20 protein-coding genes are annotated in these 24,931 nt (G+C 59.8%); 11 read left to right on the top strand and 9 right to left on the bottom strand.

What is annotated here, in order from left to right; genetic code table 11:
* Positions 1-121: 121 nt before the first annotated feature.
* A complete protein-coding gene (serA, locus tag DU506_RS02190) occupies positions 122-1,366 on the top strand; it encodes a phosphoglycerate dehydrogenase (RefSeq protein WP_114485320.1) in 1,245 nt (414 codons plus the stop codon).
* Positions 1,367-1,495: 129 nt separating this feature from the next.
* On the opposite strand, the gene DU506_RS02185 is transcribed toward serA, so the two are convergent.
* From DU506_RS02185 to DU506_RS02165, 5 genes are all read right to left on the bottom strand, one after another.
* Positions 1,496-3,628 carry a TRAP transporter permease gene (locus DU506_RS02185; RefSeq protein WP_114485319.1) on the bottom strand — a complete coding sequence of 711 codons (2,133 nt, stop codon included), beginning with the start codon at positions 3,626-3,628 and terminating at the stop codon, positions 1,496-1,498.
* Positions 3,629-3,709: 81 nt separating this feature from the next.
* Entirely contained in the window at positions 3,710-4,735 is a 1,026-nt protein-coding gene (locus DU506_RS02180) for a TAXI family TRAP transporter solute-binding subunit (protein ID WP_114485318.1), read from the bottom strand.
* Between the two features lie 227 nt (positions 4,736-4,962).
* Positions 4,963-6,345: a sigma-54-dependent transcriptional regulator gene (locus DU506_RS02175; RefSeq protein WP_114485317.1), complete on the bottom strand. Its 1,383-nt coding sequence runs from the start codon at positions 6,343-6,345 to the stop codon at positions 4,963-4,965.
* Positions 6,342-8,099 carry a sensor histidine kinase gene (locus DU506_RS02170; protein ID WP_235825403.1) on the bottom strand — a complete coding sequence of 586 codons (1,758 nt, stop codon included), beginning with the start codon at positions 8,097-8,099 and terminating at the stop codon, positions 6,342-6,344. The genes DU506_RS02175 and DU506_RS02170 overlap by 4 nt, the downstream gene beginning before the upstream one ends.
* A gap of 10 nt (positions 8,100-8,109) precedes the next feature.
* Positions 8,110-9,429 carry a DUF2252 domain-containing protein gene (locus tag DU506_RS02165; protein ID WP_114485316.1) on the bottom strand — a complete coding sequence of 440 codons (1,320 nt, stop codon included), beginning with the start codon at positions 9,427-9,429 and terminating at the stop codon, positions 8,110-8,112.
* Between the two features lie 238 nt (positions 9,430-9,667).
* Here DU506_RS02165 and DU506_RS02160 point away from each other — a divergent pair, with 238 nt between their 5' ends.
* The 4 genes from DU506_RS02160 to ybiO all read left to right on the top strand — a co-directional run bounded on the left by DU506_RS02160 (position 9,668) and on the right by ybiO (position 14,253).
* Positions 9,668-10,462, top strand: a complete 795-nt coding sequence (locus tag DU506_RS02160) for an enoyl-CoA hydratase (protein ID WP_114485315.1) — start codon at positions 9,668-9,670, stop codon at positions 10,460-10,462.
* Between the two features lie 79 nt (positions 10,463-10,541).
* A complete protein-coding gene (locus tag DU506_RS02155) occupies positions 10,542-11,369 on the top strand; it encodes an IclR family transcriptional regulator (RefSeq protein ID WP_114485314.1) in 828 nt (275 codons plus the stop codon).
* A 4-nt stretch (positions 11,370-11,373) separates the two neighbouring features.
* Positions 11,374-11,805: a YqaA family protein gene (locus tag DU506_RS02150; RefSeq protein ID WP_114485313.1), complete on the top strand. Its 432-nt coding sequence runs from the start codon at positions 11,374-11,376 to the stop codon at positions 11,803-11,805.
* Between the two features lie 63 nt (positions 11,806-11,868).
* Positions 11,869-14,253, top strand: a complete 2,385-nt coding sequence (gene ybiO, locus DU506_RS02145; protein WP_415843549.1) for a mechanosensitive channel protein — start codon at positions 11,869-11,871, stop codon at positions 14,251-14,253.
* A 135-nt stretch (positions 14,254-14,388) separates the two neighbouring features.
* Here the strand turns inward: ybiO and DU506_RS02140 are convergent, their stop codons facing one another.
* The gene (locus DU506_RS02140) at positions 14,389-15,135 is read right to left on the bottom strand and encodes an SDR family oxidoreductase (RefSeq protein WP_114485312.1); all 747 of its coding nucleotides are present in this window, start codon (positions 15,133-15,135) and stop codon (positions 14,389-14,391) included.
* A gap of 207 nt (positions 15,136-15,342) precedes the next feature.
* On the opposite strand from DU506_RS02140, the gene folK reads away from it, so the two are divergent.
* A complete protein-coding gene (gene folK / locus DU506_RS02135) occupies positions 15,343-15,795 on the top strand; it encodes a 2-amino-4-hydroxy-6-hydroxymethyldihydropteridine diphosphokinase (protein WP_114485311.1) in 453 nt (150 codons plus the stop codon).
* Between the two features lie 52 nt (positions 15,796-15,847).
* Here folK and DU506_RS02130 read toward each other — a convergent pair whose 3' ends face one another.
* Positions 15,848-16,270 (bottom strand): CBS domain-containing protein, encoded by a 423-nt coding sequence (locus tag DU506_RS02130; RefSeq protein ID WP_114485310.1) that lies wholly within the window; start codon positions 16,268-16,270, stop codon positions 15,848-15,850.
* Between the two features lie 283 nt (positions 16,271-16,553).
* Complete coding sequence (locus DU506_RS02125; protein ID WP_114485309.1) at positions 16,554-17,282, bottom strand: ZIP family metal transporter; 729 nt, start codon at positions 17,280-17,282, stop codon at positions 16,554-16,556.
* Positions 17,283-17,580: 298 nt separating this feature from the next.
* Here DU506_RS02125 and DU506_RS02120 point away from each other — a divergent pair, with 298 nt between their 5' ends.
* The 5 genes from DU506_RS02120 to DU506_RS02100 all read left to right on the top strand — a co-directional run bounded on the left by DU506_RS02120 (position 17,581) and on the right by DU506_RS02100 (position 23,216).
* On the top strand, positions 17,581-19,266 hold the full coding sequence (locus DU506_RS02120; RefSeq protein ID WP_114485308.1) for an ATP-binding protein: 1,686 nt from the start codon (positions 17,581-17,583) through the stop codon (positions 19,264-19,266).
* 58 nt (positions 19,267-19,324) lie between these two features.
* Entirely contained in the window at positions 19,325-20,056 is a 732-nt protein-coding gene (locus DU506_RS02115) for a response regulator (RefSeq protein WP_114485307.1), read from the top strand.
* A 180-nt stretch (positions 20,057-20,236) separates the two neighbouring features.
* Positions 20,237-21,238 (top strand): Bug family tripartite tricarboxylate transporter substrate binding protein, encoded by a 1,002-nt coding sequence (locus tag DU506_RS02110; RefSeq protein WP_114485306.1) that lies wholly within the window; start codon positions 20,237-20,239, stop codon positions 21,236-21,238.
* Positions 21,238-21,690 carry a tripartite tricarboxylate transporter TctB family protein gene (locus DU506_RS02105; RefSeq protein ID WP_114485305.1) on the top strand — a complete coding sequence of 151 codons (453 nt, stop codon included), beginning with the start codon at positions 21,238-21,240 and terminating at the stop codon, positions 21,688-21,690. Before DU506_RS02110 ends, DU506_RS02105 begins: the two co-directional genes overlap by 1 nt.
* Positions 21,690-23,216 carry a tripartite tricarboxylate transporter permease gene (locus DU506_RS02100; RefSeq protein ID WP_114485304.1) on the top strand — a complete coding sequence of 509 codons (1,527 nt, stop codon included), beginning with the start codon at positions 21,690-21,692 and terminating at the stop codon, positions 23,214-23,216. Before DU506_RS02105 ends, DU506_RS02100 begins: the two co-directional genes overlap by 1 nt.
* Before the next feature lie 119 nt (positions 23,217-23,335).
* On the opposite strand, the gene DU506_RS02095 is transcribed toward DU506_RS02100, so the two are convergent.
* Positions 23,336-24,886: a BCCT family transporter gene (locus tag DU506_RS02095; RefSeq protein ID WP_114485303.1), complete on the bottom strand. Its 1,551-nt coding sequence runs from the start codon at positions 24,884-24,886 to the stop codon at positions 23,336-23,338.
* Positions 24,887-24,931 lie beyond the last annotated feature (45 nt).

The following is a 24,931-nucleotide window of genomic DNA, read 5'->3' as shown; positions in this document are numbered from 1 at the left end:
GCGCGCAGCGCAGCATTTTCATCTTGCTTGGGCCGTTGTGGGGGAATCGGCTGTGCTAACATATTGCCCTTCCACGAACCGATACACGGCGGAAGCCGCCGACCAAGGGGTTGATTCAGCCATGGCCAAAACGTCCCTGGACAAGAGCAAGATCAAGATCCTGCTGCTCGAGGGCGTCCACCAGAGTGCGGTGGACAATCTTCATAACGCGGGTTACAGCAATATCGAATATCTGCCGACCTCGCTGGACGAGGACGCGCTGATCGAAAAGATCCGCGATGTACATTTTATCGGCATTCGCTCGCGCACCCAGCTCAACGCTCGGGTGTTCGATGCGGCGGAAAAGCTGGTCGCGGTAGGTTGCTTTTGTATCGGTACCAACCAGGTGGACCTGGATGCGGCCTTGGCGCGCGGTATTCCGGTGTTCAACGCGCCCTATTCCAATACCCGCTCGGTGGCGGAGCTGGTGCTCGCGGAAGCCATCATGCTGCTGCGCGGCATTCCCGAGAAGAACGCCCGAGCCCACCAGGGTGGCTGGCTGAAATCGGCCAGCAATTCCCATGAAGCCCGCGGCAAGACGCTAGGTATCGTGGGTTACGGCAGTATCGGCGCACAGCTTTCGGTGCTGGCGGAGTCGTTGGGCTTCAAGGTGCTTTATTACGACGTCATCGCCAAGCTGGGCATGGGCAATGCCTCCCAGGCCTCCAGCCTGGAAGAGCTGCTGAGCCGCTCCGAGGTGGTCAGCCTGCACGTGCCGGATTTGCCCTCCACCCGCTGGATGATCGGTGAGAAGGAAATCGCCGCGATGAAGCCCGGCAGCATTCTGATCAATGCCTCGCGAGGTAGCGTGGTGGAAATCGAACCCCTGGCGGCGGCAATCAAGGAAGGTCGACTCAACGGTGCGGCCATCGATGTGTTCCCGGTGGAACCCAAGGGCAACAACGAAGAGTTCGAAAGCCCGCTGCGCGGCCTGGAAAACGTCATCCTGACCCCGCACATCGGTGGTTCGACCCTGGAAGCTCAGGAAAATATCGGCATCGAGGTTTCCGAGAAGCTGATCACCTATTCCGACAACGGCACCACCGTCACTTCGGTCAACTTCCCCGAAGTGGCGCTGCCCGCCCATCCGGACAAGCATCGCCTGCTGCACATTCACGACAACGTGCCTGGGGTGCTTTCCGAGATCAACCGGGTGCTGTCGGAAAATGGCATCAACATCTCCGGACAGTACCTGCAGACCAACGAGAAGGTGGGTTACGTGGTGATCGACGTGGACAAGGCCTACGGTCCCCAGGCGCTGGAAGCCTTGAAGAAGGTCCAGCACACCCTGAAAATCCGTGCCTTGTATTCGTCACAGAACAGCTGACCCGTCAGACGCTGGTAAGCCAGGTACTTTCGAAGAAGTACAAAAAACGCCGCCACCCTAAGGGTGGCGGCGTTTTTATGTACGCGCCTTGCAGGGAGTCGTTCAACTTCCCCGCATTCTCGTTAAGCGTCAGGCCGTGGCAAGTACCGTCCGGCGGTCGCGTCTGGCACTCCACCACAGGGTGGTCAGAAACAGCGCCAGGCCCAGGAAGTCCATCAGCAAGACCCCATGAGGCCACAGCATCAGGGCGCCGATGGGGAACATGGCCAGGCGCAGCCACCAGGGCAGCTCGCTTTCCAGGTGGCCTTCCAGTCCGGCGATAATCGCGTAGATACCGAACAACGCGAAGGCGAACACCACCAGCATCTCCATTGGCGTGCCGGTGATCATTGGCGACCACACGAACAGTAAGGGAATAATGTAGAGCCCCTTGGCGATTTTCCAGGCGGTAAAGCCGGTGCGCATGGGCGGTGTCTTGGCGATGGCCGCCGCGGCGAAGGCGGTAAGGCATACCGGCGGGGTCACGTTGGAATCCTGCGACAGCCAGAAGATCACCATGTGCGCGGCGACCAGCAGCATCGACAGCGTATGCGGCGAAAGCGCCTGCTCGTAAAGCTGTGAGCGGAAGTTATCCGGCACCACCGCCAGCAGTTCCCGGGCGCCGGCGGCATCCATCGGCGCGTTCAGCGCTTCCAGGGCATCCGGGGCGGCGAGCATGAAGATCGCGCGTGCCTGCTCGGGTAGCTCACCGGCCATGATCAGCTCCAGTAGCTGGCTTTCCGCCATCAGGCCGTAAAGCGCCGGAGCTGACAGTGTGCCCAGCACGATATAAGCGGCGGTTACCGGCAGGCCCATGCCCAGCACCAGGGAGGCAATCGCGATCAACACCATGGTGATCAGGAGGCTGCCGCCGGCCCAGTCGGTGATCATCAACGAAAAGATGTTGCCGATACCCGTGGTGGACACCACGTTGACGATCAGCCCGACTGTCAGCAGCAGGATCGCGGTGGGAATCATGTTGCGGGTACCCAGCACCAGGGCGTCGATAACCGCCCGAAGGTTCATGGGGGAACGCGACAGCCAGGAAGCGCCCACCACCGACACGATAGCGATACCGGCGGCGTAGGTGGGGGTGAAGCCATTGATAAGCGCCGCGACCAGAATCACCAGCGGCAGCAGGAAATGCCAGCCGCCCTTGAGCACGTCGAGCAGCCGTGGCGCCTGTTCGGTTTCCATGTGCTGAGCATCGCTGCGCTTGGCTTCGATGCGCACGAACATGGCTACCGAAAGAAAGTACAGCAGTGCCGGCAGGGCGGCGACGCCGATGATGGTGAGGTACGAGACCTGGGTATAGGAGGCCATGATGAAGGCGCCCGCACCCATCACCGGAGGCATGAGCTGGCCCCCGGTGGAAGCCGCGGCTTCAACCCCGGCAGCGAAACGCGGTGGAAAACCGGCCTTGCGCATCAGCGGAATGGTGATCACGCCGGTGGAAACGGTATTGGCCACGCTGGAACCCGATACCGACCCCATCAGCCCGGAAGCGAACACCGCCACGAACCCCGGGCCGCCGACAAAGCGGCCAGCGGCGCAACGCGCCAACTCGATGATGAACTCGCCGGCGCCGGAACGTACCAGAAAGGCGCCGAAGAGAATGAACATGAAGACATAGGACCAGGAAATCCGGGCGATCGAGCCCAGGATGCCGTCACCGCCGAGAAAGCTGCGAAAGAGGACGGTTTCCCAGTTCAGTCCGGGAAAATTGAATACCCCGCCTACGTAGCGTCCCCACCAGGCCACGTAGGTCAGCGCAATGATACATAGCAGTGGGATGAACCAGCCGGTGGTGCGGCGGGCGAATTCCAGTACCAACGCCAAAGCGGTAATCGAAACGATCCAGTCGGCCAGGGAAAAGCGCACCCCACGGGCATAGAGGGCGTCTTCGAAGCCGATCAAGTAAAACGCACAGCCCAAGGCGGCCAGGCCGAGACACACATCGACCGCGAGCAACAGGCGTTGGCCGCTAGCGGAGCGCGCCTTGAACATGGGCACGGAAAGGGCGCACAACAAGCCGAACATGCCGAAGTGCAGGGCGCTGACCCAAACCTCCGAGACGGTGCCCAGGGTATTGAAATAGATATGCGAGAAGGCAACGACGATGGCGAGCAGGCTCAGAATCCGGCCAAGCCAAGGGTGGTCGAGGCGCTCCGGAGCGTTGCTTGCGGATTCGTCGCGCACCGTATCAGGTGTCGAATGGCTCATGGTGTACCTCATGAAACACAGTAAGGCATAGAGAGGTCATCCACCCGGCCGGTGCCGGGCGGATGCTGGACGAGAGGGGCATCAGCCTTCGAGAAGGTGCTCGGGAATTTGCATGCCTTGCTCCTGGAAATAGCGCGCGGCGCCTGGATGCAGCGGCATCGGCAGGCCGTCGAGGGCTTTTTCCACCGCCATGTCGCGCGTCGCCGGGTGAATGTTGTTCAGAAACGGCAGGTTCTCGAACATCGCCTTGGTGATCTGATAGACATGCTCTTCCGGCACATCTGCGTTGACCACCAGGATGTTGGGCTGGGAAATGGTGTTGATCGACGCGTCCTGACCGGGGTAGGTGTCGGCGGGAATGTCGAAAGCGCTCCATACCGGGTATTGGCCATTGATACGCTCAAGCTGCTCAGCGGTCACGTTCAGGGTGGTGATCTCATCGCTCATGTTGGCGTAGGCCCTGGTCACGGCGGAAGCCGGTACGCCCGCCGGTATGTTCATGCCGTCGATATTGCCGTTCTGCATGGAATCGGCGCTAGGGCTGTAACCCAGGTAGGCGATGTCCATCTGCTCTGGATCGATTTCCAGGCCGGCAAGAATCTGCCGACCGGAGCCTTCGGTACCCGAATTGCGCGCGCCGATCGAGAAACCACGGCCATACAGCTGGGCCAGGTCGTCGATGGTGCCGGTTTCGACAAGCTCGGCGCGCATCACGAAGTGTTCGACGTTCTGCCACAGCATGGAAATTGAGCGCACGTTGTCGTAGGCCTTGGGCACCGGACCTTCACCGGACCACGCCCAGGCACCGTACAGCGCCTGGAGAATGCCAAACTGCGCCTGACCGTCGTCCATCAGGCGCAAGTTTTCCGCCGAGCCCGCCGAGCTGATGGCGGAAATGGAAATATCGTGGGTGGGTTCGAGCTTGACACGCACCAGGGTGGAAAGCGCCACACCTACCGGGTAGAAAGTGCCCCCGGTGGTGGCGGTGCCCATGATGTACTGGCCGCCCTGGTCGTTTTCCTGAGCGATAACCGCGGAGGCGCTCACGCCTAGTGCAGCGGCGGTGGCAAGGCAAAGAGTGGTCTTGAGAAATTGGCGTTTCAGCATGGAGTGTCTCCTGGCTTATTGGAATTGTGGGAGTAATCGCTACCCCATATTCCAATAGAGCGAGAAACCGGCCATGTTTAAATAGACATATATGAATCAATGAGTTGTGTTTTTATTTATACGACTAAAGAAGAAGAGAGTGGCGCGACCACCGGCCATTTTTCGCCGGTGGTTTTCGCCTTCATCGGCAAGAAATGGCCGATGGTACAAGCCTGTCTGAAAGGCTTTCAGGGAGCCAGAAAGTCTTCGCGGCGCAACTGATGGCGTTGCATCTTCTGGTTGAGAGTGCGGCGAGGCAGGTCGAGCTCTTCGAGTACCGCTTGAATGTTGCCGGCATGACGCTGCAACGCCTCTTTCAGGACGGTGGCTTCAAATGCTTCCATACGCGCCGACAGGGCGCAGGACTGGTGGTTCGGCACAAGCGAGGTTTGCCAGGGCAGATCCAGCCCCAGAATAAAGCGCGTGGCGATATTGCGCAGCTCACGCAGGTTTCCCGGCCAACGATGATTGCCCAGGGCGCCAAGCAGTTGCGTGGTGGGTTCTAGCAGGGGCCTTTCGTGAACCTCGGCGGCCTGATGGCAGAAGTGGCGAAACAACAAGGGAATGTCCTCGCGTCGCTCGCGCAGGGGAGGAATCGCAAGCTCGGCAATCGCCAGGCGATAATAGAGATCCTCGCGAAAACCGCCCTCCGATACCATTTCCAGCAGGTTTTCCTTGCTGGCCGCCACGACTCGCAGGTGAAGGTGAATCACCTGGTTGCTGCCCAGGCGCGTGATTTCGCCTTCCTGCAGGGCGCGCAACAGCTTGACCTGTGCAGAAAGGGGCAGTGATTCTATTTCATCCAGAAACAGGGTGCCGTGGCTGGCGACTTCCAGACGGCCGATGCGCCGCTCGCCCGCCCCGGTAAAGGCGCCTTTTTCATGCCCGAACAGCTCCGATTCAATCAAGTCGCTGTTCATGGCGCCGCAATTCAAGGCCACGAAGGTGCCTTGGCTGCCGGTGCCGAAATCGTGCAGGGCACGGGCCACCACTTCCTTGCCGCTGCCGGTTTCGCCGTTGATCACCACGTTGGCGCGGCTGGCGGCCAGGTTTTCCACCTGGCGCCGCAGCGCTTGCATGGGCGCGGAGTCGCCGAGCAGTCGAGTGCTCAAATAGTTATGGCGCAGCGCCTGTTGCAACTGCAGGTTTTCCAGCGCCAGGGCGCGATGCTCCAGCGCCCGGCGAACGCATTCTTCCAGGCGCTCGGGCTCGAAGGGCTTTTGCACGAAATCCCAGGCCCCCTGCTGAATCGCCGCCACCGCCATGGGCACGTCGCCGTGACCGGTAATCAGAATCACCGGAGGGGGTGTGTCGAGCGCCTGCACGGCGGCGAACAAGGCCAGGCCATCCATCTCGGGCATCTTGATGTCACTGATCAAGACGCCGCACTGCTGGTCGCTCTGAAGTGCCTTGAGCGCCTCGCGGGCACGGGAAAACGTTCGCACCTCCAGCCCGGATACTTCCAGCCACTGGCTGAGAGAGTCGCGAACATCGGCGTCGTCTTCCACCAGCCAGACCGGCAGTGTGGCGGCAGGTATGCGAGAGAAGGTGCCGGCAGATGGTTGTGTCATGTAGGGAGCTCCTCGCCACGCGGTAACGCCAGACGAAACCAGGCGCCTTTGGCGACGTGATTGCCGGCGCTGAGCTTGCCGCCAAGATCCTGAACGATGCCGTAGCTGATGAACAGTCCCAGCCCCAGGCCTTCGCCCACCGGCTTGGTCGTGAAGAAGGGGTCGAACATCTGTTCGATAACCTCTTGGGGCAAACCGGGGCCGTTGTCATGGATGGTCAATAGCACTTGCGCCGGGGTTACCTCGGCATGAAGGTGAATCACGCCGTCCGGCGTGTCGCCCAAGGCATCCAGCGCATTGCCCAGCAGATTGGTGAGCAACTGCTCGAGGCGAACGTCGTCTCCACGCACCAGCAGTGGCTGCTGCCAGGCACCGTCGCGCTCCAGGCGCACTTTCTGTTGCTGGAAGCGCTCCTCGAGCAGTTCAAGCACGAAGTCGAGACTGGTCTGGAGGTCCACACTGTCTCGGCTGCCCCCCTTGCGGGCGAAGAGCTTGAGTTGTTCGATCAGCCGGGCCAGGCGTTTGCTCAATACCTGAATGCGCTGAAAGTTGGCGCCTGCCGTTTCCTGGCGGCCAAGCGCCAGCAAGCGTTCGCCGTTGGCGGCGTAGGTACGTATGCCGGAAAGTGGTTGGTTGAGCTCATGGGCGATACCTGCCGCCATGGTGCCCAGGGCGGCCAGCTTGCCTGCCTGGACCAGCTCGGCCTGGGCATCCTCCAATGCCCGGGTACGCTCCTGGACACGCTCTTCCAGGCGCACATTGGCTTGCTGGACGATCTGCGCCTGGGCATCGCGCATGTGCTGGCGTTTTTGGCGTTCGCGTAGCCACAGGCCTAGCAACAGTAACGCCGAAAGCGTGACCAGGCCGGCCAGGAGCATGTTGCGTGCACTGGTATAAAGCGGGCGCACCGGACTCAGGTAATGCATCGACCAGCCAAGCGTGGAAAGCGGCAAGGAGGTGACCAGAAAACGCTCGCCTACCCCCTGGGTATCCATGACCAGGGTACCGTCATGCAGACGGCGACCCAACAGGGGGAGCGGCTCATCGAGAAATTGACGTTGGGCGTGAATCTGGGCCAGGGCGGCATCGGAAAGCCCATCGATGTGCTGAAAACGCCATTGCTCGCGGCTGGAAAGTATCACTACGCCGTTGGCATCCGACAGCATGACGTTTTCATGCGCTCGGCGCCAATCGTCCTGGAGCGCTTCCAGCGAGACCTTGACCGTCAGCACCCCCGCGGTCGCCGCACCGGAAAGCGTGACGGCGTAAGAGGTGAAATAACCCGGCCGCCCGGTCGTGCTGCCTACCGCAAAGAATTCTCCGCTACCCTTGTGCATGGCGTCAAAAAAATACGGGCGAAAGTGATAATCGTGACCGACGAAGCTTTGTTCGAGTTCATGGTTGCTGCTGGCCAGGGTGACACCCTGGTCATTCATGAGAAAGATGGTTTCGGCGCCGGAACGTTCGGCCACCAATGCCAGATGCCGGTTGACTTGCGGCAGGGATAGATCACTGGGGTCGCGTAGCGCTGCCTGAATTAAAGGCTGCTGGGCCAGCAGGCCGGGCAGATAGGTAAAGCGTTCCAGCGCGCCTTGCAGGCTGCTGGTGTAGAGGGCCAGACGATTTTCGGCGTGGCGCTGGGCATCAGCTTGGGTTTGGCTGTATTGCCAATGCCATAACCACCACAGCCCCAAAAGGCCCAGCGCCAGCAAGGGTGGCAGAACCAGGGCGCGTAGCCCGATTTTCCTGTTCACTGCGATTGCCTCAAGGGTCTAGCCTGTCCGGCAGGGCCTCGACAAAGGTGCGGTAATCCTGAGTCACACAATCGGCGTAGCTCACGGCCAGAGTCGTCACCATATCGACGAAATGCTCCAGGCGTCCATCGAGCCGTGCGCAGACGCTTCGCGCGAAGCGGGCCGGGTCGTCCTGGTGCAGGGCACGTGCGCCACGCAGGTGTTCGCGCGCCAGAATCCGGCCCCATTGTTTGACCAGCTTGCGATAGGGCTTGGCGGCGTCGATTTTGTGGGTCGGGAAGTCGACCTTGAAGGGTGAGCGCTCGCGTACCGAGAACACCCGGTCGCCTAGATGCAGCCAGCCCAGATAGATATCTGGATGCTCGGCAATGGCGCAGAAAGCCGCCGCGTGGCGGATGCCTTCATGCGGAAAGGCTTTTCGCCAAGCTCGTTTCTCGGCCGCTGTCATCATCGCCCACCCCTCCGGCGGCGCCTGGTGCTTGACGTCGAGAATCACGTCGTCGTGTTCATGATCGCGTCCGCCTTCGATCAGTACGTAAAAACGCTCTCGCCCCAGCGAGCCGATCCCCGCATCCAGGCGCCGCGCCATGTCCTTGACTCGGAAATGATCCTCGTCCGCCTCGGCGCGTACGCTCTGCAGTGTCTGGCGGTACTCTTCCTCAACGGCCTTGCGCAGTTGGCTGGCCGTATGCGCCGGCAAACCGACAAGCTTATCCGGCCTATCGGCGAAGCAACGTCCCTCGGCGCTTTGCCGCGTCCATTTCTCCAGCATCTGTGCTCGACTGCGCTTGTCAGCCACTTTCTGCATGAAGGGCTTCAAGGGACCCTTGGCTGTATCGAGCGTTACCGCCTCTGGTGTTTCGCCGCGCGCATGACCCGCCAGTTCGTCATGGTAGCTTTCCAGTAACGCTTTGAGCGCCTTGCGAGTGCTCTTGCGCGACAGCCCAACGTTCTCGCGGGCATCCAGCACCAGACTGATGGCCAGGCGCCAGACGTCGTACTGGTAGTCGCCAATCAGCGCATCGTCAAAGTCGTCCATGCCGTAACGCACATTATCGTCATGGTGGCCGTAGGCGCCGAAATTGTAGGCATGTGCATCGCCCTGCAGCCACGTCTGAGTCTCGGACAGCCCGCCGAACAGGGCGAAGCGCCAGTCATGCCAGACATCGTTCCAATAGAGATGGTTGGTACCACGGAAGAAGCGGTACGGTGATGTTGCGAGTTTGTCGTATTTTGCCGCACGATCAGCGTCCGAGAGGTCGGCATTGACGGCCGCGATGGCATCAAGCACTAGCTGAGGGCGGTTATGGCGAGTCAAGGGTTGCGACATCCAACGATCTCCTGGTAATCATTGCCTCTACTATACGCAGTGCATCCAACCGATAACACGACAGCCACATGAAACCTGAGCGACCGGGTGCAACGCCTGCCGCAATGGACAAAAGTTCCAAGTTCCTTTAGCCATTGTCCTGCTATCGTGGCTCAAGGGTCAGCCTGGCAAAGCCAGGTTGGCTTGAAAGCCCGGATAACCACCCTCGTGCAAAACACAACAAGAAAGGAGCAACAAGATGACGACTAGCGTTACAACCGAGCCGCTGGTTCAGCGACATGCACAACAGGGCGTGATCACGCTGACACTCAACAGCCCCAAAAGCTTCAACGCCCTTTCCGAAGAAATGCTCGAAGCGCTCAAGACGGCGCTCAATGAGATTGCCCAGGATGAAGAGGCACGCTGCGTGGTGCTAGCCGCTCAAGGCAAGGCGTTCTGCGCCGGGCACGACTTGAAGCAGATGCGCACCAACCCGGACAAGGCCTACTATCAGACATTATTCGCCCGCTGCGGCCAGGTAATGCAAGCCATCGTCAACCTGCCGGTACCGGTGATTGCCCGGGTTCAGGGCATTGCCACGGCGGCGGGCTGCCAATTGGTGGCGAGCTGCGATATGGCGGTAGCCGCCCGTTCGGCACGCTTTGCCGTTTCGGGCATCAATGTGGGGCTGTTCTGTTCCACCCCGGCAGTGGCGTTGAGCCGTAACGTCTCGCGCAAGCGCGCCATGGAAATGCTGATGACCGGCGAATTCATCAGTGCCGATCAGGCCTGTGAGTGGGGATTGGTCAACCGGGTGGCGGAAGAGGATGCACTAGACGCTGCCGTGGCCGAGCTCACCGCGAGTATTTGCGCCAAGAGCGCCGTGGCGGTACGCACCGGCAAGGCGATGTTCGCCCGCCAGTTGGCGATGCCGCTGGAAGACGCCTATGCGTTTGCCGGAGAAACCATGGCCTGCAACATGCTGGCGGACGACGTGGCCGAGGGCATCGATGCCTTCATGGCCAAGCGGGCGCCGCAATGGAAACATCGCTGAGCGTTTTTGGTGAAGGCGACAGCACAGGGCTGGCACGTTATCCTGATGCGCTTTGACGTTTTCAAGCGGGAGAGACAGGGTGAATGAAGTCAAGCGCAGGACGGCGGGCCGCCCAGCAGGTACCAAGAAAGCCAGTGGCGGACACAGCCAGTCGTTAGTGCGTGGCCTGAACATGCTGGAATATCTATCGGTCAGCCCCGACGGCATGGCGCTTTCCGAGCTTGCCGAAACCGCCGACCTGGCCCCTTCCACCACGCACCGCTTATTGCAGGCACTGCAAAGCCAGGGATTCGTCACCCAGGAAAGCGAGCAGGGGTTGTGGCGCATCGACGTCAAGACGTTTCGTATCGGCAACAGCTTTCTCGAAGCGCGCGATTTCGTCGCCACCAGTCGTCCCTTCCTGCGCCGGTTGACCGCAGAAACCGGCGAAACCGCCAACCTGGGCGTGCGTGACGCTACCACGGTGGTATTTCTCGCCCAGCATGAATCCCCGCAGATGATGCGTATGATCACTCGGCTGGGTTCAAGGGCGCCGCTGCATGCTTCCGGTGTGGGCAAGGCGCTTCTGGCCTGGTTGCCGGAGGACGAGCGCGCACGCCTGCTTGAAGGGCGTGAGCTGGCTCAAGTGACGCACAACACCCTGCACCAACCCGAGGCACTGCTGAAGAATCTGAGCGAGGTTCGCCATCAAGGCTTTGCCTGCGACCGTGAAGAGCATGCTATCGGCCTGCATTGCGTGGCCGCCTGTATTCATGATGAAACCGCGACGCCGCTGGCGGCGATTTCGGTCTCCGGGCCTGTGGCGCGGATCCCCGAGCCACGCCTGATGGAACTCGGTGAGCTGGTGCGGGAAGTGGCCGCCGAGATCACCGCACGATTGGGAGGCCAGGCGCCCAAGTGCTGCTGATCGCATGCTGAGTCTGTTTGTCGTAGCGCTGCTAAGCGCCACGTTACTGCCCGGGGGCTCGGAAGTATGGCTGGCGCGCCAATGGTGCCTCGGTGAGCCGGTGGTGATGCTGTGGGTAGTCGCCACCGCTGGCAATACGTTGGGAAGCCTGGTCAATGTCGCCCTGGGACGCTACGCCAGGCATTTTCAGCACAAGCGCTGGTTTCCCGCCTCGCCTCAAGGGTTGGCGCGTGCCGAAGGTTGGTATCATCGTTTTGGTGAGTACAGCTTGCTGATTGCCTGGGCGCCGGTGATCGGCGACCCCTTGACCGTCCTGGCAGGTGTATTTCGCTTGCCTTGGTGGCGGGCACTGGCATGGATACTGATTGCCAAGGGCGGACGCTACGCGGTGGTGCTGTCGCTGGCCCATCTGTGGCTTTCCCCGCTGTGTCAGTAGCCTGACTTGTACAAAAAGTAGACAGACGTTAGCTTTTGATATTTCCCCACCGATACGGAGGTTATGGTGACGCCATTACGATTATTGCCCTGGCTGGGCATCTGGTTGTTGGCAATGCTGGTCTTGCTGGCAGCGCCTGTTTCGGCGCAGACCACCCTGACGCTGGACAGTCCCGCCGATTCACCGCAAGAATCATCGCAAGCCGAGCCCCCGGCGTATTCCACCCTGGCGGATCTGCTCGAGAACGACCAGGCACGCCAGGAGCTGATTGACCAGTTGCGTAACTTGGCTGCGCAAACCTCGGAAGGTGCCGAGCTTTCGCCCGCACAAGCTGCTGAAGGCAGTGACATGGCGCCGGCGGATGTCTCGCTGCCCCGCCAACTGGCGGAGCTGACCAGTCGTATGGTCAGCGAAGTGGGAGAGCAGCTGGGCCAGACGGGCTCGCTGGTGAGAGAACTGCTCAGTGCCGAGGGAGAAAGCACCTTCGATCTGGCCGCATTCACCAGCGCAGCGGTCAACCTGGGCCTGGTGATTCTCTCCACCGTCATTGCCTTCGTCTTGTTTCGCCGCTTTGCCAAGCCGCTATTCTCCAGGATCAGCAACTGGTCGCTGCATGGTGCGGGACTCAACCCGGTGCTGCGCCTGATATTGTGTGTGGCCCTGGCGGCCCTGGTGGATGTGTTGGTCGTGGTGCTGGCTTATGTCGCCGGCAACCTGATCGCCACCTTTGCGGTGGGGGAAACCGGTGAGCTTTCCACACGCGCCTCGCTGTTCCTGAATGCTTTTCTGGTGATTGAGCTGCTCAAGGCGGCGGTTCGGATGTTGTTTTCCTCGCGCTATGAGGGCCTTCGCCTGCTGCCGATTTCCACGCTGGAAGCCTCCTACTGGAACCGTTGGCTGGCCCGGCTGGTTGGCATGGTCGGCTATGGTTTGATGGTGGTGGTGCCACTGGTCAACTTCTACGTGGCCACGTCGCTGGGACAGATGCTGGGCACGCTTATTATCCTATTGGCGTTTATCTATGCCGTGGCGGTGGTGCTCAAGAATCGTGTCCACCTGCGCGACAACCTCAACCAGATGGCGGCCAATTCGAGCTTTACCGCCAGCCGCGTATCGTTGAAGTTGTTCGCGCGTACCTGGCACCTGTTTGCCTTATTCTACTTTTTGATGGTGCTGGTGCTGGTGCTGACACGCCCCGCCGACGCACTGCCCTTCGTGCTGTTCGCGACGCTGAAAACCCTGGCGGCCGTGGTGGTGGGTCTGTTGTTTTCCGCGTTCTTGACTCAAGCTATCGGGCGTCGTATCAAGCTTTCCGATGACCTGCGGCGCAAGTTGCCGTTACTCGAAACGCGCCTCAATTCCTACGTACCCAACGCCCTCAGGGTTATCCGCACGATCATCCTCATTGTGGTGATCATGGTGGTGCTCAATGCCTGGGGCGCCTTCGATCTGGTGGGCTGGTACGCCTCGGAAGCGGGGAGCGGTCTGGTCAGCAAGGTGTTCGGGGTGGCATTGATCCTGTTCATTTCCATCGCCACCTGGTTGGGGCTGGCTAGCCTGATCGAGCACAAGCTCAACCCCGAAACCGGGTCCGGCGAGCCGGATGCCCGGGCCAAGACGCTGCTCAGCCTGTTCCGCAATGCGCTGGCGATCGCCATCATCACCATGACGGCGATGATCGTGCTGGCGGAAATCGGCATCAATATCGGCCCCTTGATCGCGGGTGCCGGGGTGCTGGGTCTGGCAATCGGTTTTGGCTCCCAGAAGCTGGTGCAGGACATCATCACCGGGATCTTCATTCAGGTGGAAAATGCCATGAACACCGGCGATGTGGTCACCGTCGGGGGAATTACCGGCACGGCGGAGCGCCTGAGCATCCGCTCGGTAGGTATTCGTGACCTGAGCGGTACCTACCACATTATTCCGTTCTCGAGCGTGGATACGGTTTCCAACTTCATGCGCGAGTTCGGCTATCACGTGGGTGAATACGGGATTGCCTACCGCGAAAGCATCGACGACGCGATCATCGCGCTACGCAACGCCTTCGATGAGCTGTCGAAGGACGAAGAGCACAAGATGAGTATTCTGGCGCCGCTGGAAGTGGCAGGTGTGATTGCCCTGGCCGACAGCTCGGTAAATATCCGAGTGCGCATCAAGACGACCCCGGGCACCCAATGGGCCGTCGGCCGCGCCTATAATCGTCTGGTCAAGCTGCACTTCGATCAGGCGGGCATCGAAATTCCCTTCCCGCACACCACGCTCTACTTCGGTGTGGGCAAGGAGGGCGAAGCGCCCCCGGCCAACCTGCGGGTGATGCAGCAACCTTTCGATATCGATGGCCGCCCTGGCGGGCAGCCGCGCTCCGACGAGTCGAACCGTTCGGAGGACCCGCGCTCCAGACCCAACCCCGCTTTCAAGGGCGATTTCGACGACGAGGAGACTACCTGACTCGTCTTGACTAACTCATCTTGACCCGCTCGTCTTGAGCTGAACGCAAAAGGGCTGCCTCGGCAGCCCTTTTGCGGGTTATCCAACAGCAAAGGCACGGCTCAGAGAGGGGAATAGTTCTGAGAGGAATAGTTCTTATGGAGAATAGTTCTCCGAGTGCCGACCTTCCAGGTTGACCGATTCGCCGCCATCCACAAACAGGATCTGCCCGGCCACGAAAGGGTTGTCGAGCAGGTAGTGCAGTGCCTGCACCAAGTGGTCCGGGTCGCCCTGGCGCTTGAGGGGAATGCCATCGATGCGCCATTGGATGTAGTCGCTGGTGCGCTGTGAAGCAGGCAGCACCACTCCCGGCGCAATACCGTTGACGCGAATGCGCGGAGCGAATTCCAGCGCCGCCATGCGGGTCATCTCCGCTAGGCTTTTCTTGGAAAGCAGATAGGCCGCATAGGGGTATTGGTGATAAGCCACCTTGTTGTCGATGATATTGACGACGCGCCCCTCTTTCACCACGGCGGCGAAATGCTTCAGCAGCAGTAGCGGGGTGAACAAGTTGACGCGAAACTGGCTTTCGAGCATGGCCATGTCGGTCTCGGCCAGCGGTGCCGGGGCATAAGCCGAGGCACTGTTGACCAGTACATTCAGCCGAGGAAAGCGCTGCGATACCGCTGTGATCAGGTCGGCGACATCCTCTTGCATGAAATCGCAGCTGAATATCTCGCATTCCCGGCCCTTGGCGCGAATGCCGGCGGCGACTTCTTCGGCTTCATCGCGGGAACGATTGACGTGCAAGGCGATATCGAACCCGGCCTCGGCCAAGGCTTCGGCAAAATGGCGACCCAGCCGGGTGGCTCCCCCGGTAATCAGTGCAGCGTATGCGCTCATTGACTGTCCTTATTGATGCGGCAGGATGGCAGGCTGCGTGAGAGCAGCGTTTGTCAATAAGTTGTACAGCACTTGCACATGGGGCGTAAAGCGCTAGGCTGAGCACGAGACACTTTCATGCCGGTTTTGTCTATTTCTGCGTATATTTCTCTTTGCCATGGCAGCCATGCTGCGCTTCGATTTGAGCCCGATACAAGGTAGCCCGTTATGCCGCAACCGATATCACCGCCGGATACGTCGCAAGACATGCATGAATGCCTGATTTCGGTGGGTTCGAACATTGAACCTGCACGGCATATTGCCCAGGTCCAGAAGATTCTCGATGAGGAATGCGAGCTGATAAAGGCCTCGCGCAGCATCCGTACCGCTCCGGTGGGGTTGCAGGAGCAGCCGGACTTTCTCAATGCCGCCTTGCTGGTGAAAACCTCACTGGAAAGAGAGGCTTTTCGGGCTTATCTCAAGCAAGTGGAAGACAGGCTTGGTCGGGTACGCGGGCCGGTCAAGTCCGGCCCGCGTACCATGGACCTGGACATCATCGCCTGGGATGGCGAAGTGGTGGACGAGAGCTATTACCGGCATGACTACGTCCGCCATCCCGTGGATGAAGTGCTCGCAGGCAGTGGCCGACAGCTACACAACCGAGGCTGCCCTTCGCTGTAAAAGCTTATCAGGCAGCCTGAAAAGTCCTTAACGGTCGTGCTTGAAAAAGTACTTAACGATAGTGCTTGGCGCAGTTGACCAGCTCCTTGCTCACCGCCTCGTCTTTGCACTGATCGGCAATGTCACCCACGGTAATAATGCCCACCAAGTCTTTTTGATCCGGGCTTTTGAGTACCAGCAGGCGCTGAACTTGCTGCTCCTGCATGTTCTTCAGCACATCCACCACATCCGTGTCTGAATAGGTATAGAGAGCGGCGTGTGTTGCGATATCGATTGCGCTGTCTTCGGGACTCTTGCCTTCGGCAATGCCGCGGATGGTGATATCTCGATCGGTAATAACCCCCTCCACCTTTGCACCCCTGACGAGCGGCTCGAAGCCGGAATCGGTATCGCGCATCAGTTCAGCGACTTCGCGGATGGATACCTCCGCATTCAGGTATTCAGGGCGTGTGGTCATGACTTCTTTGGCTTGCATCGTTAGTCTCCCTTTACGTTTCATCAATCACTTGAAGTGCGTTAGCCGGGTGATTCCGTTACTTGCATGCTCTAAAAAAGCTAGTTGGCCATGGCGGGAATTTCAATTCGATTGACGTCCCAGAACTAAGCGAGAAAATTCGTTTGACCATGACGAAAATGCAATCGGCGGTGGGGCCGCTGCCGGAAGGCTGGCACGATGAGTTCGCCAGCGGCAGGGTGAACCTCGATGCGTATAGTGCGATGTACGGCTATCCCGATGCACCGTGACAGATCTTGTACGTTTATTTCGACAATACAATGAGCACCGCCACCAGGATTCCGGCGCCCAGGGAGAGCAGGCTGAACCGGCCAGGTTCCTTTTCCGCCTGTGGCAGTAGATGTGTGGCACCCACGTACACCAGTGCGCCGGCTGACAGGGAGAGCAGAACACCCAGCAGTGATTGGTCGATGCGGCTGATAAAGGGCCAAGAGACCAGCATGCCCAGTGGTGTGGAGAGTGCCGCGGCAATGACGGCGAGGAGCAAGGCGCTTTTGTCGCTGAAGCCGCCGCGCGACAGTAACAGATAGGTGATGATGCCTTCGGGGAATTCATGTAGCACCATGCCGATAGCGGCCAGCACGCCGGTCAAGGCGCTGACGGAAAAGGTGATGGAGTAGATGAAGCCGTCGATGAAGGAATGAAAGCCGATGCCGATCATCGGTACCAGGCCGATGCCGTAAGCCGGATTCGTGCCGCGCTCGCACACGAAGGCGGTGATGAAACGGTTGAGCAGGTGCATCAACACGAACCCGCCGAGCAGATAGCCGGGGGCATAGGGGCTCAATTCGAAAGACTTGGGAATAATGTGCAGGAAGGATACCGAGATCAGCACGCCGGCGGCGAAGCACACAAAGTAGATGCTGTATTTGCGTCCCCAGGCCTCGAAGCGGCGGATGGTGTAGATGCCGATGCCGGTCACCAGCGCCGCCAGGACACTGGCGACAAAAGCCGTCCAGAAGCTATTTGCCATTGTTATCTCCAGATTATGGCTGTCATCAGCCCGGCCACTGCGCCCCTACCACGACAAAGGCCCACGGCAGTAGTACAGGCACCGCCAACTCCTGGATCCATTTTTCTCCACTGTGTAATCCCAATGATGGCGCCGAGTTCATTCTCGCAAAGGGCAAACAGATTTACTCGCTTATTTCTGGGACAGCACACTAACTGAGTATAGATTAGCGCTACACCAGTTCAGTAACAAAAGGCACCGATTAACCTCAAGTATTGGGCGTGCCATACTGACGCAGCAACCGCCGATGAGTACCGCCATGAGCGCTTCCCGCCCCAGAACCATTGCCGACATCCAGCGTTGGCGCCGAGCGCGTGCCCGGCGAAGCTGGTTGACGCGTAGCTTCCGCCTGCAGGTCATGGTGCTCGTCGGGGTACTGCTGGCGGGGATGTTGCTGGCCCAAGGCACTTATCTCAATCATCGCAAGGCGGAAATCATCAGCGACCAGATGGGTGAACGCGCCCTGGCGGTGGCCAAGAGCGTGGCGAGTATTCCCGCGCTGATCGAGTCCTTTTCCGATGAGAACCCTGCCGCGACCATCCAGCCGATTGCCGAGCGCATTCGCCTGCGAACCGGGGCGCGCTATGTGGTGGTGGGCAATACCCAGGGGATGCGCTACTCCCACCCCTTGCCCGAGCGGCTCGGCTTGCCGATGGTGGGCGGCGACAACCAGCGAGCCTTGCTGCACGGCGAATCCTACGTCTCTGAAGCCACCGGCTCGCTGGGCGAGGCGATTCGCGGCAAGACGCCGGTCTTCGACGGCGAAGGCAATATTCTCGGGCTGGTCTCGGTGGGCTTCATGCTCGACCGAATCGCCATGGACGTGGGGCGGCATACCAGTTTCGGCTGGTGGCTGGTGGCGCTGATGATCGTGCTCGGCTTTGCCGGGGCCTACCTGCTCTCGCGCCATCTGAAGAAAGTGATTCTGGGCCTGGAACCCCATGAAATCGCCCGCCTGGCCATGGAGAAAGAGGCTATCCTGCAGTCGATCCACGAAGGTATCCTGGCGATAAACCGGGAAGGGCGCATCACCCTGGTCAATCAGCAGGCGCGGCGCTTTCTGGGGTTGGCCGCTACCGAAAAAGCCGTATTGGGCCAGCACATTCAGGCGGTGGTGCCTAATTCGCGCCTGCTTGAAGTACTGGAGCGAGGAGAGCAGCAGTTCGACCAGCAAATGTGGCTGGGGGACCATCCGGTGGTCGTCAACCGGGTGCCTATTTCCTATGAAGGCGAAATCGAAGGAGCGGTGGCGACCTTTCGTAGCCGGCGTGAAATCGTCGATCTTTCCCAGGCGCTTAGTCAGGCCAGCCGCGATGTGGACATGCTGCGCGCCCAGGCGCATGAATTTTCCAATAAGCTGTATACCATCTCGGGGTTGTTGCAGCTTGATCGCATCGACGATGCCCTGGCATTGATCCATCAGGAAAGCGAACGCGCCCAGGCGCAGATGAACTTCCTGATGCAGCATGTCGCTGATCCCGTCTTGAGCGGCACCCTGTTGGGCAAGCTGACTCGCGCCCGGGAACTCGGCGTCAGCCTGGAAATCGACGAACAGAGCTCGCTTTCCCAGCCGTTGACCGCCATCGGACAGGAAGTGCTGATGAGCGTGGTGGGCAACCTTCTGGATAACGCCTGTCACGCCGCCTTGCAGGGAGCCTCCGATGAGCCACAGGTGCGGCTGTTTTTCACCGATCTGGGCGAGCAGCTGTTGATCGAGGTCGAGGACAACGGCCCCGGCGTACCGGAGAAGGACATCGAGCACATCTTTCGCGAAGGCTATTCGACCAAGCCGGGCAAGCACCGTGGCATCGGCCTGGCGCTGGTGGTGCGGTTATGCCGCGAACACGGCGGTGCCGTAACACTGGAGGAAAGTGAACTGGGCGGGGCCTGCTTTATCGTGGTGCTCGATCGCTCCTTGTGTCGCGCGACAGCAGGTTTTTCCTGAGCGCCTGAGATCCCACGCCAACCACGACAAGACGATGCCCGACATCGCAGGAGGAGGGATGCCCGCTTCGAATTACGGACTCCTGATCATAGAAGACGACTTTCGCATTGCTGACATCCATCGTGCCTTTATCGAACAAAGCCCAGGCTTTGAGGTGGTTGCCGTGGCTCGCAACGGGGCGGAAGCCCGCGAGCTGATGGCGCGCCATGCATCGAATATTCAGCTGGTATTGCTGGATGCTTATTTGCCCGATGTAGAAGGCCTCGAACTGCTCTGGGCGCTGCGTCGCGATTACGTCCAGGTGGATATCGTCATGGTCACCGCCGCACGCGAGGTGGAAACCATCAGCGAAGCCTTGCGCGGCGGGGTGTTCGATTACTTGATCAAACCCACCGAAGCCGCGCGCATGGCGCAGATGCTGGCGCGCTTTCGCCGCGAACGCAGTGCCTTAGCGGCTCAGGGAGAAATGAGCCAGGAGGAGCTGGATCGCGCCCTTGCCAGGTTGCGCCCGGAAAGCCCCTCGAACGCAGGGATGCGCGCCTTGCCCAAAGGTATCGACCGCCTGACGTTACGCTCGGTGGTGGAAGCGCTCAAGCAGGCGCCTGAATCGCAGGCCGCCATGCAGGTGGCACGCGTCATGGGTGCAAGCCGTTCCACGGCGCGGCGCTATCTGGAATTTCTGGTATCGGTACAGGTGGTGGAAGCGGAACTGGGCTACGGTGATGTTGGTAGGCCCGAGCGACGCTATCGGTTGCAGACTGATGCCATCGGCTGGCTGGAAAGCCCTTAAGAAAGCCCTTGAAAAGCCGCTGTGAACAGAATGAACAAAATGCCCAAAATGCTCTTTTTGTGCTTTATGTTCACAAGCTTGTCACCAGGGTCTGCATTCTTCTAACGTTCGCAGCGTGAAGCACCACGCATCACCACAACACGCAGCACTACAACAATAGATTGAAACGTGGAGAACGCCATGACTCTCAAGCCTTCCTTGAAGTACGTAACCCTGCTGGCCCTGCCGCTAGCCGCCGTTACCACTTTTTCCAGCACTGCCAGCGCCTTCGAACCCAAGGGCAAGGTGGAATGTATCGCCCCGTCCGACCCAGGCGGCGGCTGGGACTTTACCTGCCGCAGCGTGGGCAATGTCATGCAGGAGCTCGATCTGGTCCCGGCGAATGTGCAGACCATCAACATGGCCGGTGCCGGCGGCGGGGTGGCATTTGCCCATACCGTGAGCAAGCGTGCCGGTGACGATCATCTGCTGGTCGCAGCCTCCACCGCCACCACCACGCGTCTGGCACAAGGGCAATTCCCGGGGCTCTCCGCCGATATGGTCAACTGGATCGGTGCTCTGGGCGCGGATTACGGAATTATCGCCGTGGCCGCAGACTCCGAGATCGATGACCTCAATGAGCTGATGGACTCGCTCAAGGAAGACCCGCGCAGCGTCAAATTTGCCGGGGGTAGCGCCAAGGGCGGCTGGGATCATCTCAAGGTGTTGATTGCCGCTCAGGCCGCCGATGTCGAGAATCTTCCGCGCATTGCCTACCTGTCGTACAACAATGGCGGCGAGGCCTTGACCCAGGTAATCGGTGGGCACGTTGACGCCTTCACCGGCGATATCACCGAAGCCCAAGGGTTCATGGAATCCGGTGACCTGCGCGTCCTGGCGGTGCTCTCCGAAGAGCGCCTGCCCGGCGATCTGTCCGATATTCCCACTGCCCGTGAGCAGGGCATCGATGCATTGGGCCCCAACTGGCGCGGCTTCTACATGCCGGCGGATATCTCGGAAGACGCCGAGGCGTATTGGACCGATGCCATGGACACCATCTACCAGAGCGAGGAATGGCAAAGTGTCATGACCCAGAACGGTTTGATGCCTTTCCACATGACCGCGGGTGAGTTCGAAGAATTCGTCCTCAACCAGATCAAGGATATCGAACAGCTTTCCAAAGATATCGGATTGATTCAGTAATGACTTTCAATGACCGCATCTTTGGGGTCCTGATGATCGTCCTGGCCGTTGCGTACGGCTGGGCCGCGACACAGTTCCCGGAACCGTTCGGGGGGGCCGAGTCCGTCGGCCCCGATACTTTTCCAAAATTGCTGGCCGTGGTGCTGGCGCTTTCCAGCCTGTATCTGATCGTACGTCCCGATCCTGACAATGCCTGGCCCTGGAACCGCACCGGCATCGAGCTGATCATCGCCGTGGTGGTGTTGCTGCTGTATGCCCTGCTGCTTCAGCCACTGGGCTTCATTATCAGCACCACGCTGGCGGTGGGAACGCTTTGCTGGCGGATGGGCGCGCCCCCGATGAATGCCTATATCACCGGCGCGGTCTCGGGGGTGGTGGTGTACTTTCTGTTCAGTTTTGCGCTTGATCTCGCCTTGCCGCTGGGTCTGCTTTCGTTCCTGGAGATGAACTGATGGAAACCCTCGGCTATCTGATGGATGGTTTCGGCGTCGCCCTGGCGCCGCATAACCTGATGTTCGCCCTGTTGGGCGCTTTTCTGGGTACCTTGATCGGTGCCTTGCCGGGGTTGGGCCCGGCCAACGGGGTGGCCATCCTGATTCCGCTGGCCTTCAGCCTGGGACTCGCCCCGGAAACCGCCTTGATCATGCTGACCTCGGTGTATGCCGGGGCGATGTACGGCGGGCGCATTTCGTCGATTTTGCTGAATATTCCTGGCGATGAGCCGGCGATGATGACCTGCCTGGACGGCTACCCCATGGCCCAGAAGGGCAAGGCGTCCGAAGCGCTGGCGATCTCCGCGGTGGCCTCGTTTGTGGGTAGTCTGATCGCTACCATCGGTCTGATCCTGCTGGCGCCGTTGCTGGCCAACTTCGCCCTGACGTTCGGCCCAGCGGAATATTTCGCGCTCTTCCTGCTGGCGTTTGCCACCCTCGGCGGGATCACCGGCAAGAACCCCATCAAGACAGTGGTCGCCGCCTGTATCGGCCTGATGATCGCGACCGTGGGAATCGATAACACCGGGGTGCCGCGCTACACCTTCGGCGTGCTCGAACTCTTCGAAGGCGTGGACTTCATCATCGCCATCGTGGGACTGTTCGCCATTTCCGAGCTACTGTTCTTCATCGAGGAACGCGCCGGTGGCGGCAAGGAAAAGATGAAGGTCAACAAGCTCTCGCTTTCCTGGAAGGATATCCGCGAGATTCTGCCCACCAGCTTTCGTGGTGGGGTGCTGGGGTTTGTCGCCGGGGTATTGCCGGGGGCCGGTGCCTCCCTGGGTAGCTTCATCAGCTATACCCTGGAAAAGCGTGTGCTGGGCAAGAAAGGCTATTTCGGACAAGGCGATCCACGCGGTGTGGCGGCGCCCGAAGCCGGCAACAACGCTGCTTCCAGCGGTGCCCTGGTGCCCATGCTGACCCTGGGAGTGCCGGGCAGCGGTACCACGGCGGTACTCTTGGCGCTGTTGATCTCGTTGAACATCACCCCGGGACCCTTGATGTTCACCCAGAACGCCGACATCGTCTGGGGCGTGATCGCGGCGCTTCTGATCGGCAACTTCCTGTTGCTGGTGCTCAACATTCCGCTGGTGGGTATCTTCGTCAAATTGCTTTCCGTACCGCCGATGTATCTGCTGCCGATCGTCACCATGGTGGCTTTCGTCGGCATCTACTCGATCAGTAACACCATCTTCGATCTCTACTTCATGGTGGCTTTCGGGGTGGGCGGCTATGTACTGCGCAAGCTGGAGATTCCGCTAGTGCCGGTGATTCTCGGCTTGTTGCTGGGGCCGGAAATGGAGAAGAACCTGCGCCATGCCATGGATATCTCCGATGGTGACTGGATGATTCTGTGGGACAGCGGGCTGGCCATCGGCCTGTGGGTCTTCGCGGGTCTGGGCTTGATCCTGCCCTATGTCGTGGGTCCCATTTTACGCCGTCGGATGCGTACGCCCATCGAAAAAGGCATGCCGGAAAGCGATTGATCTAAAAGCCTTGGCTCTGGAAGCTAAGTAGTTGAAAAAAAGCTATAAAAAACGGGGCGTCGACTTTCGTCGGCGCCCCGTTTTCACGAGCAAAACATCCGCTGTGTATATCGGGTCAATCAATCAATAATCCCTTGTTCGCGGGCCATGGCATAAGCCGCTTGCGGCCCTTTCCATAATGAGGGAAGCAGGATCAAGGAAACCGGGATCGCGGTAAGCACGATGAATTGTTGCAGAACACCGATTTGACCGGCTCCCATGTACAACAGGATGGCGGCCATCAGCGCCATGGTGATTCCCCAGAAAGCCCGAATGAGAGAGCTCGGGGCGTCATGGCCTGCGCCGACCACCGCAATCGAGTAGCTCATAGAGTCGCCGGTCGTCGCCACGAAGATACTGGTCAGCAGCAGAATGGCGAATGCCATCCAGGTGCCACCGGGCAGTGCCTGAGCCACCGTGAGGGTCGCCACATCGAACTGGAAGTTGTTGAGTGCCTCGGTAAGATCGATGGTACCGGTCAGTTGATAATAGATGCCCGAGCCACCCAGCAAGGTGAACCAGATCGTGGTGGCAATCGGTGCAATGACCGCCACTGCCAGAATCATCTGGCGGATGGTGCGGCCGCGAGAAATTCGCGCCACGAAAATGGCCATCAACGGCGCATAGCCGATGAACCAGGCAAAGAAGAACACCGTCCACCATTGCATCCACCAGGCCGGTGCGGTTTCCGCGGTCATGCTCGCCATGGTGAAGAATTGACTCAGGTAAGTGCCGGTACTTTGCAGGTAGCTGTTGACCAGAAACAGGGTGGGACCGAACACCACGATGACCAGGGCGATGGCCAGCGCCAGGAACACATTGAAACGGCTGAGCAGTTGGATGCCGCGATGTACGCCACTGACCGCCGAGCCGACATAGACAGCTCCCAATACCACCAGAATGCCCAGTTGGGTCGGGTAGCCTTCTGGCAAGCCAAATAGTTCATGCAGGCCGTAGCTCATCTGGGTCGCCAGAAAACCGATAGGCCCCACCGTGCCGGCCACCACCGCGATGACACAACAGGCGTCCACTACCCCGCCCAGCGGCCCGCGCATCAGGCGCTTGCCGAACACCGGGTAGAGCAGGGTGCGGGGTTGCAGGGGTTCGCCTTTCACGTAGTGCGCATGCGCCAGTACGACGGCGGATAACGAACCGAGCACCGCCCAGGCCAGAAATCCCCAATGCATGAACGATTGCGCCAAGGCACCGGCAACCGCTTCGGCGGTGCCTGCCTCGGTATCGAAGGCCGGGGGCGTCACCACGAAGTGATACACCGGTTCACCGGCAGCAAAAAAGACGCCGCCCCCGGCAAGCAATGTGCACAAGATAATCGAGAGCCACTTGAACGTACTCATCTCCGGCGCGTCGAGATTGCCGATACGCGCCTTGGCGGCGGGCGTCATGGCAAGGCCGATAGCGATGAAGAACGTCAGAATCAGCAGCAACTGAAAATAAGAACCCAGGGTCAGCGCCGTCCAGGCGAAGCCGCTGCTGATGCTGTCGGCGACAAGCTCGATGTCGTAAAGCGAAAGCAATACGAAGGCGAGAACGAATCCGATGGTCAATACAAGCACCACGGGATCGCCTAGCTTATGTGAGCGAGGAGGTGAATCGGTTTGAGTTTGAGCCATTGAAAGACATATCCAGTAGGAAAAAAGAGCATAAAAAAAACGCCA

Origin of the sequence: Vreelandella rituensis, from assembly GCF_003336665.1 — a bacterium.
GTDB classification, from domain to species: domain Bacteria; phylum Pseudomonadota; class Gammaproteobacteria; order Pseudomonadales; family Halomonadaceae; genus Vreelandella; species Vreelandella rituensis.
This window is presented reverse-complemented; position numbering and strand designations above follow the sequence as displayed.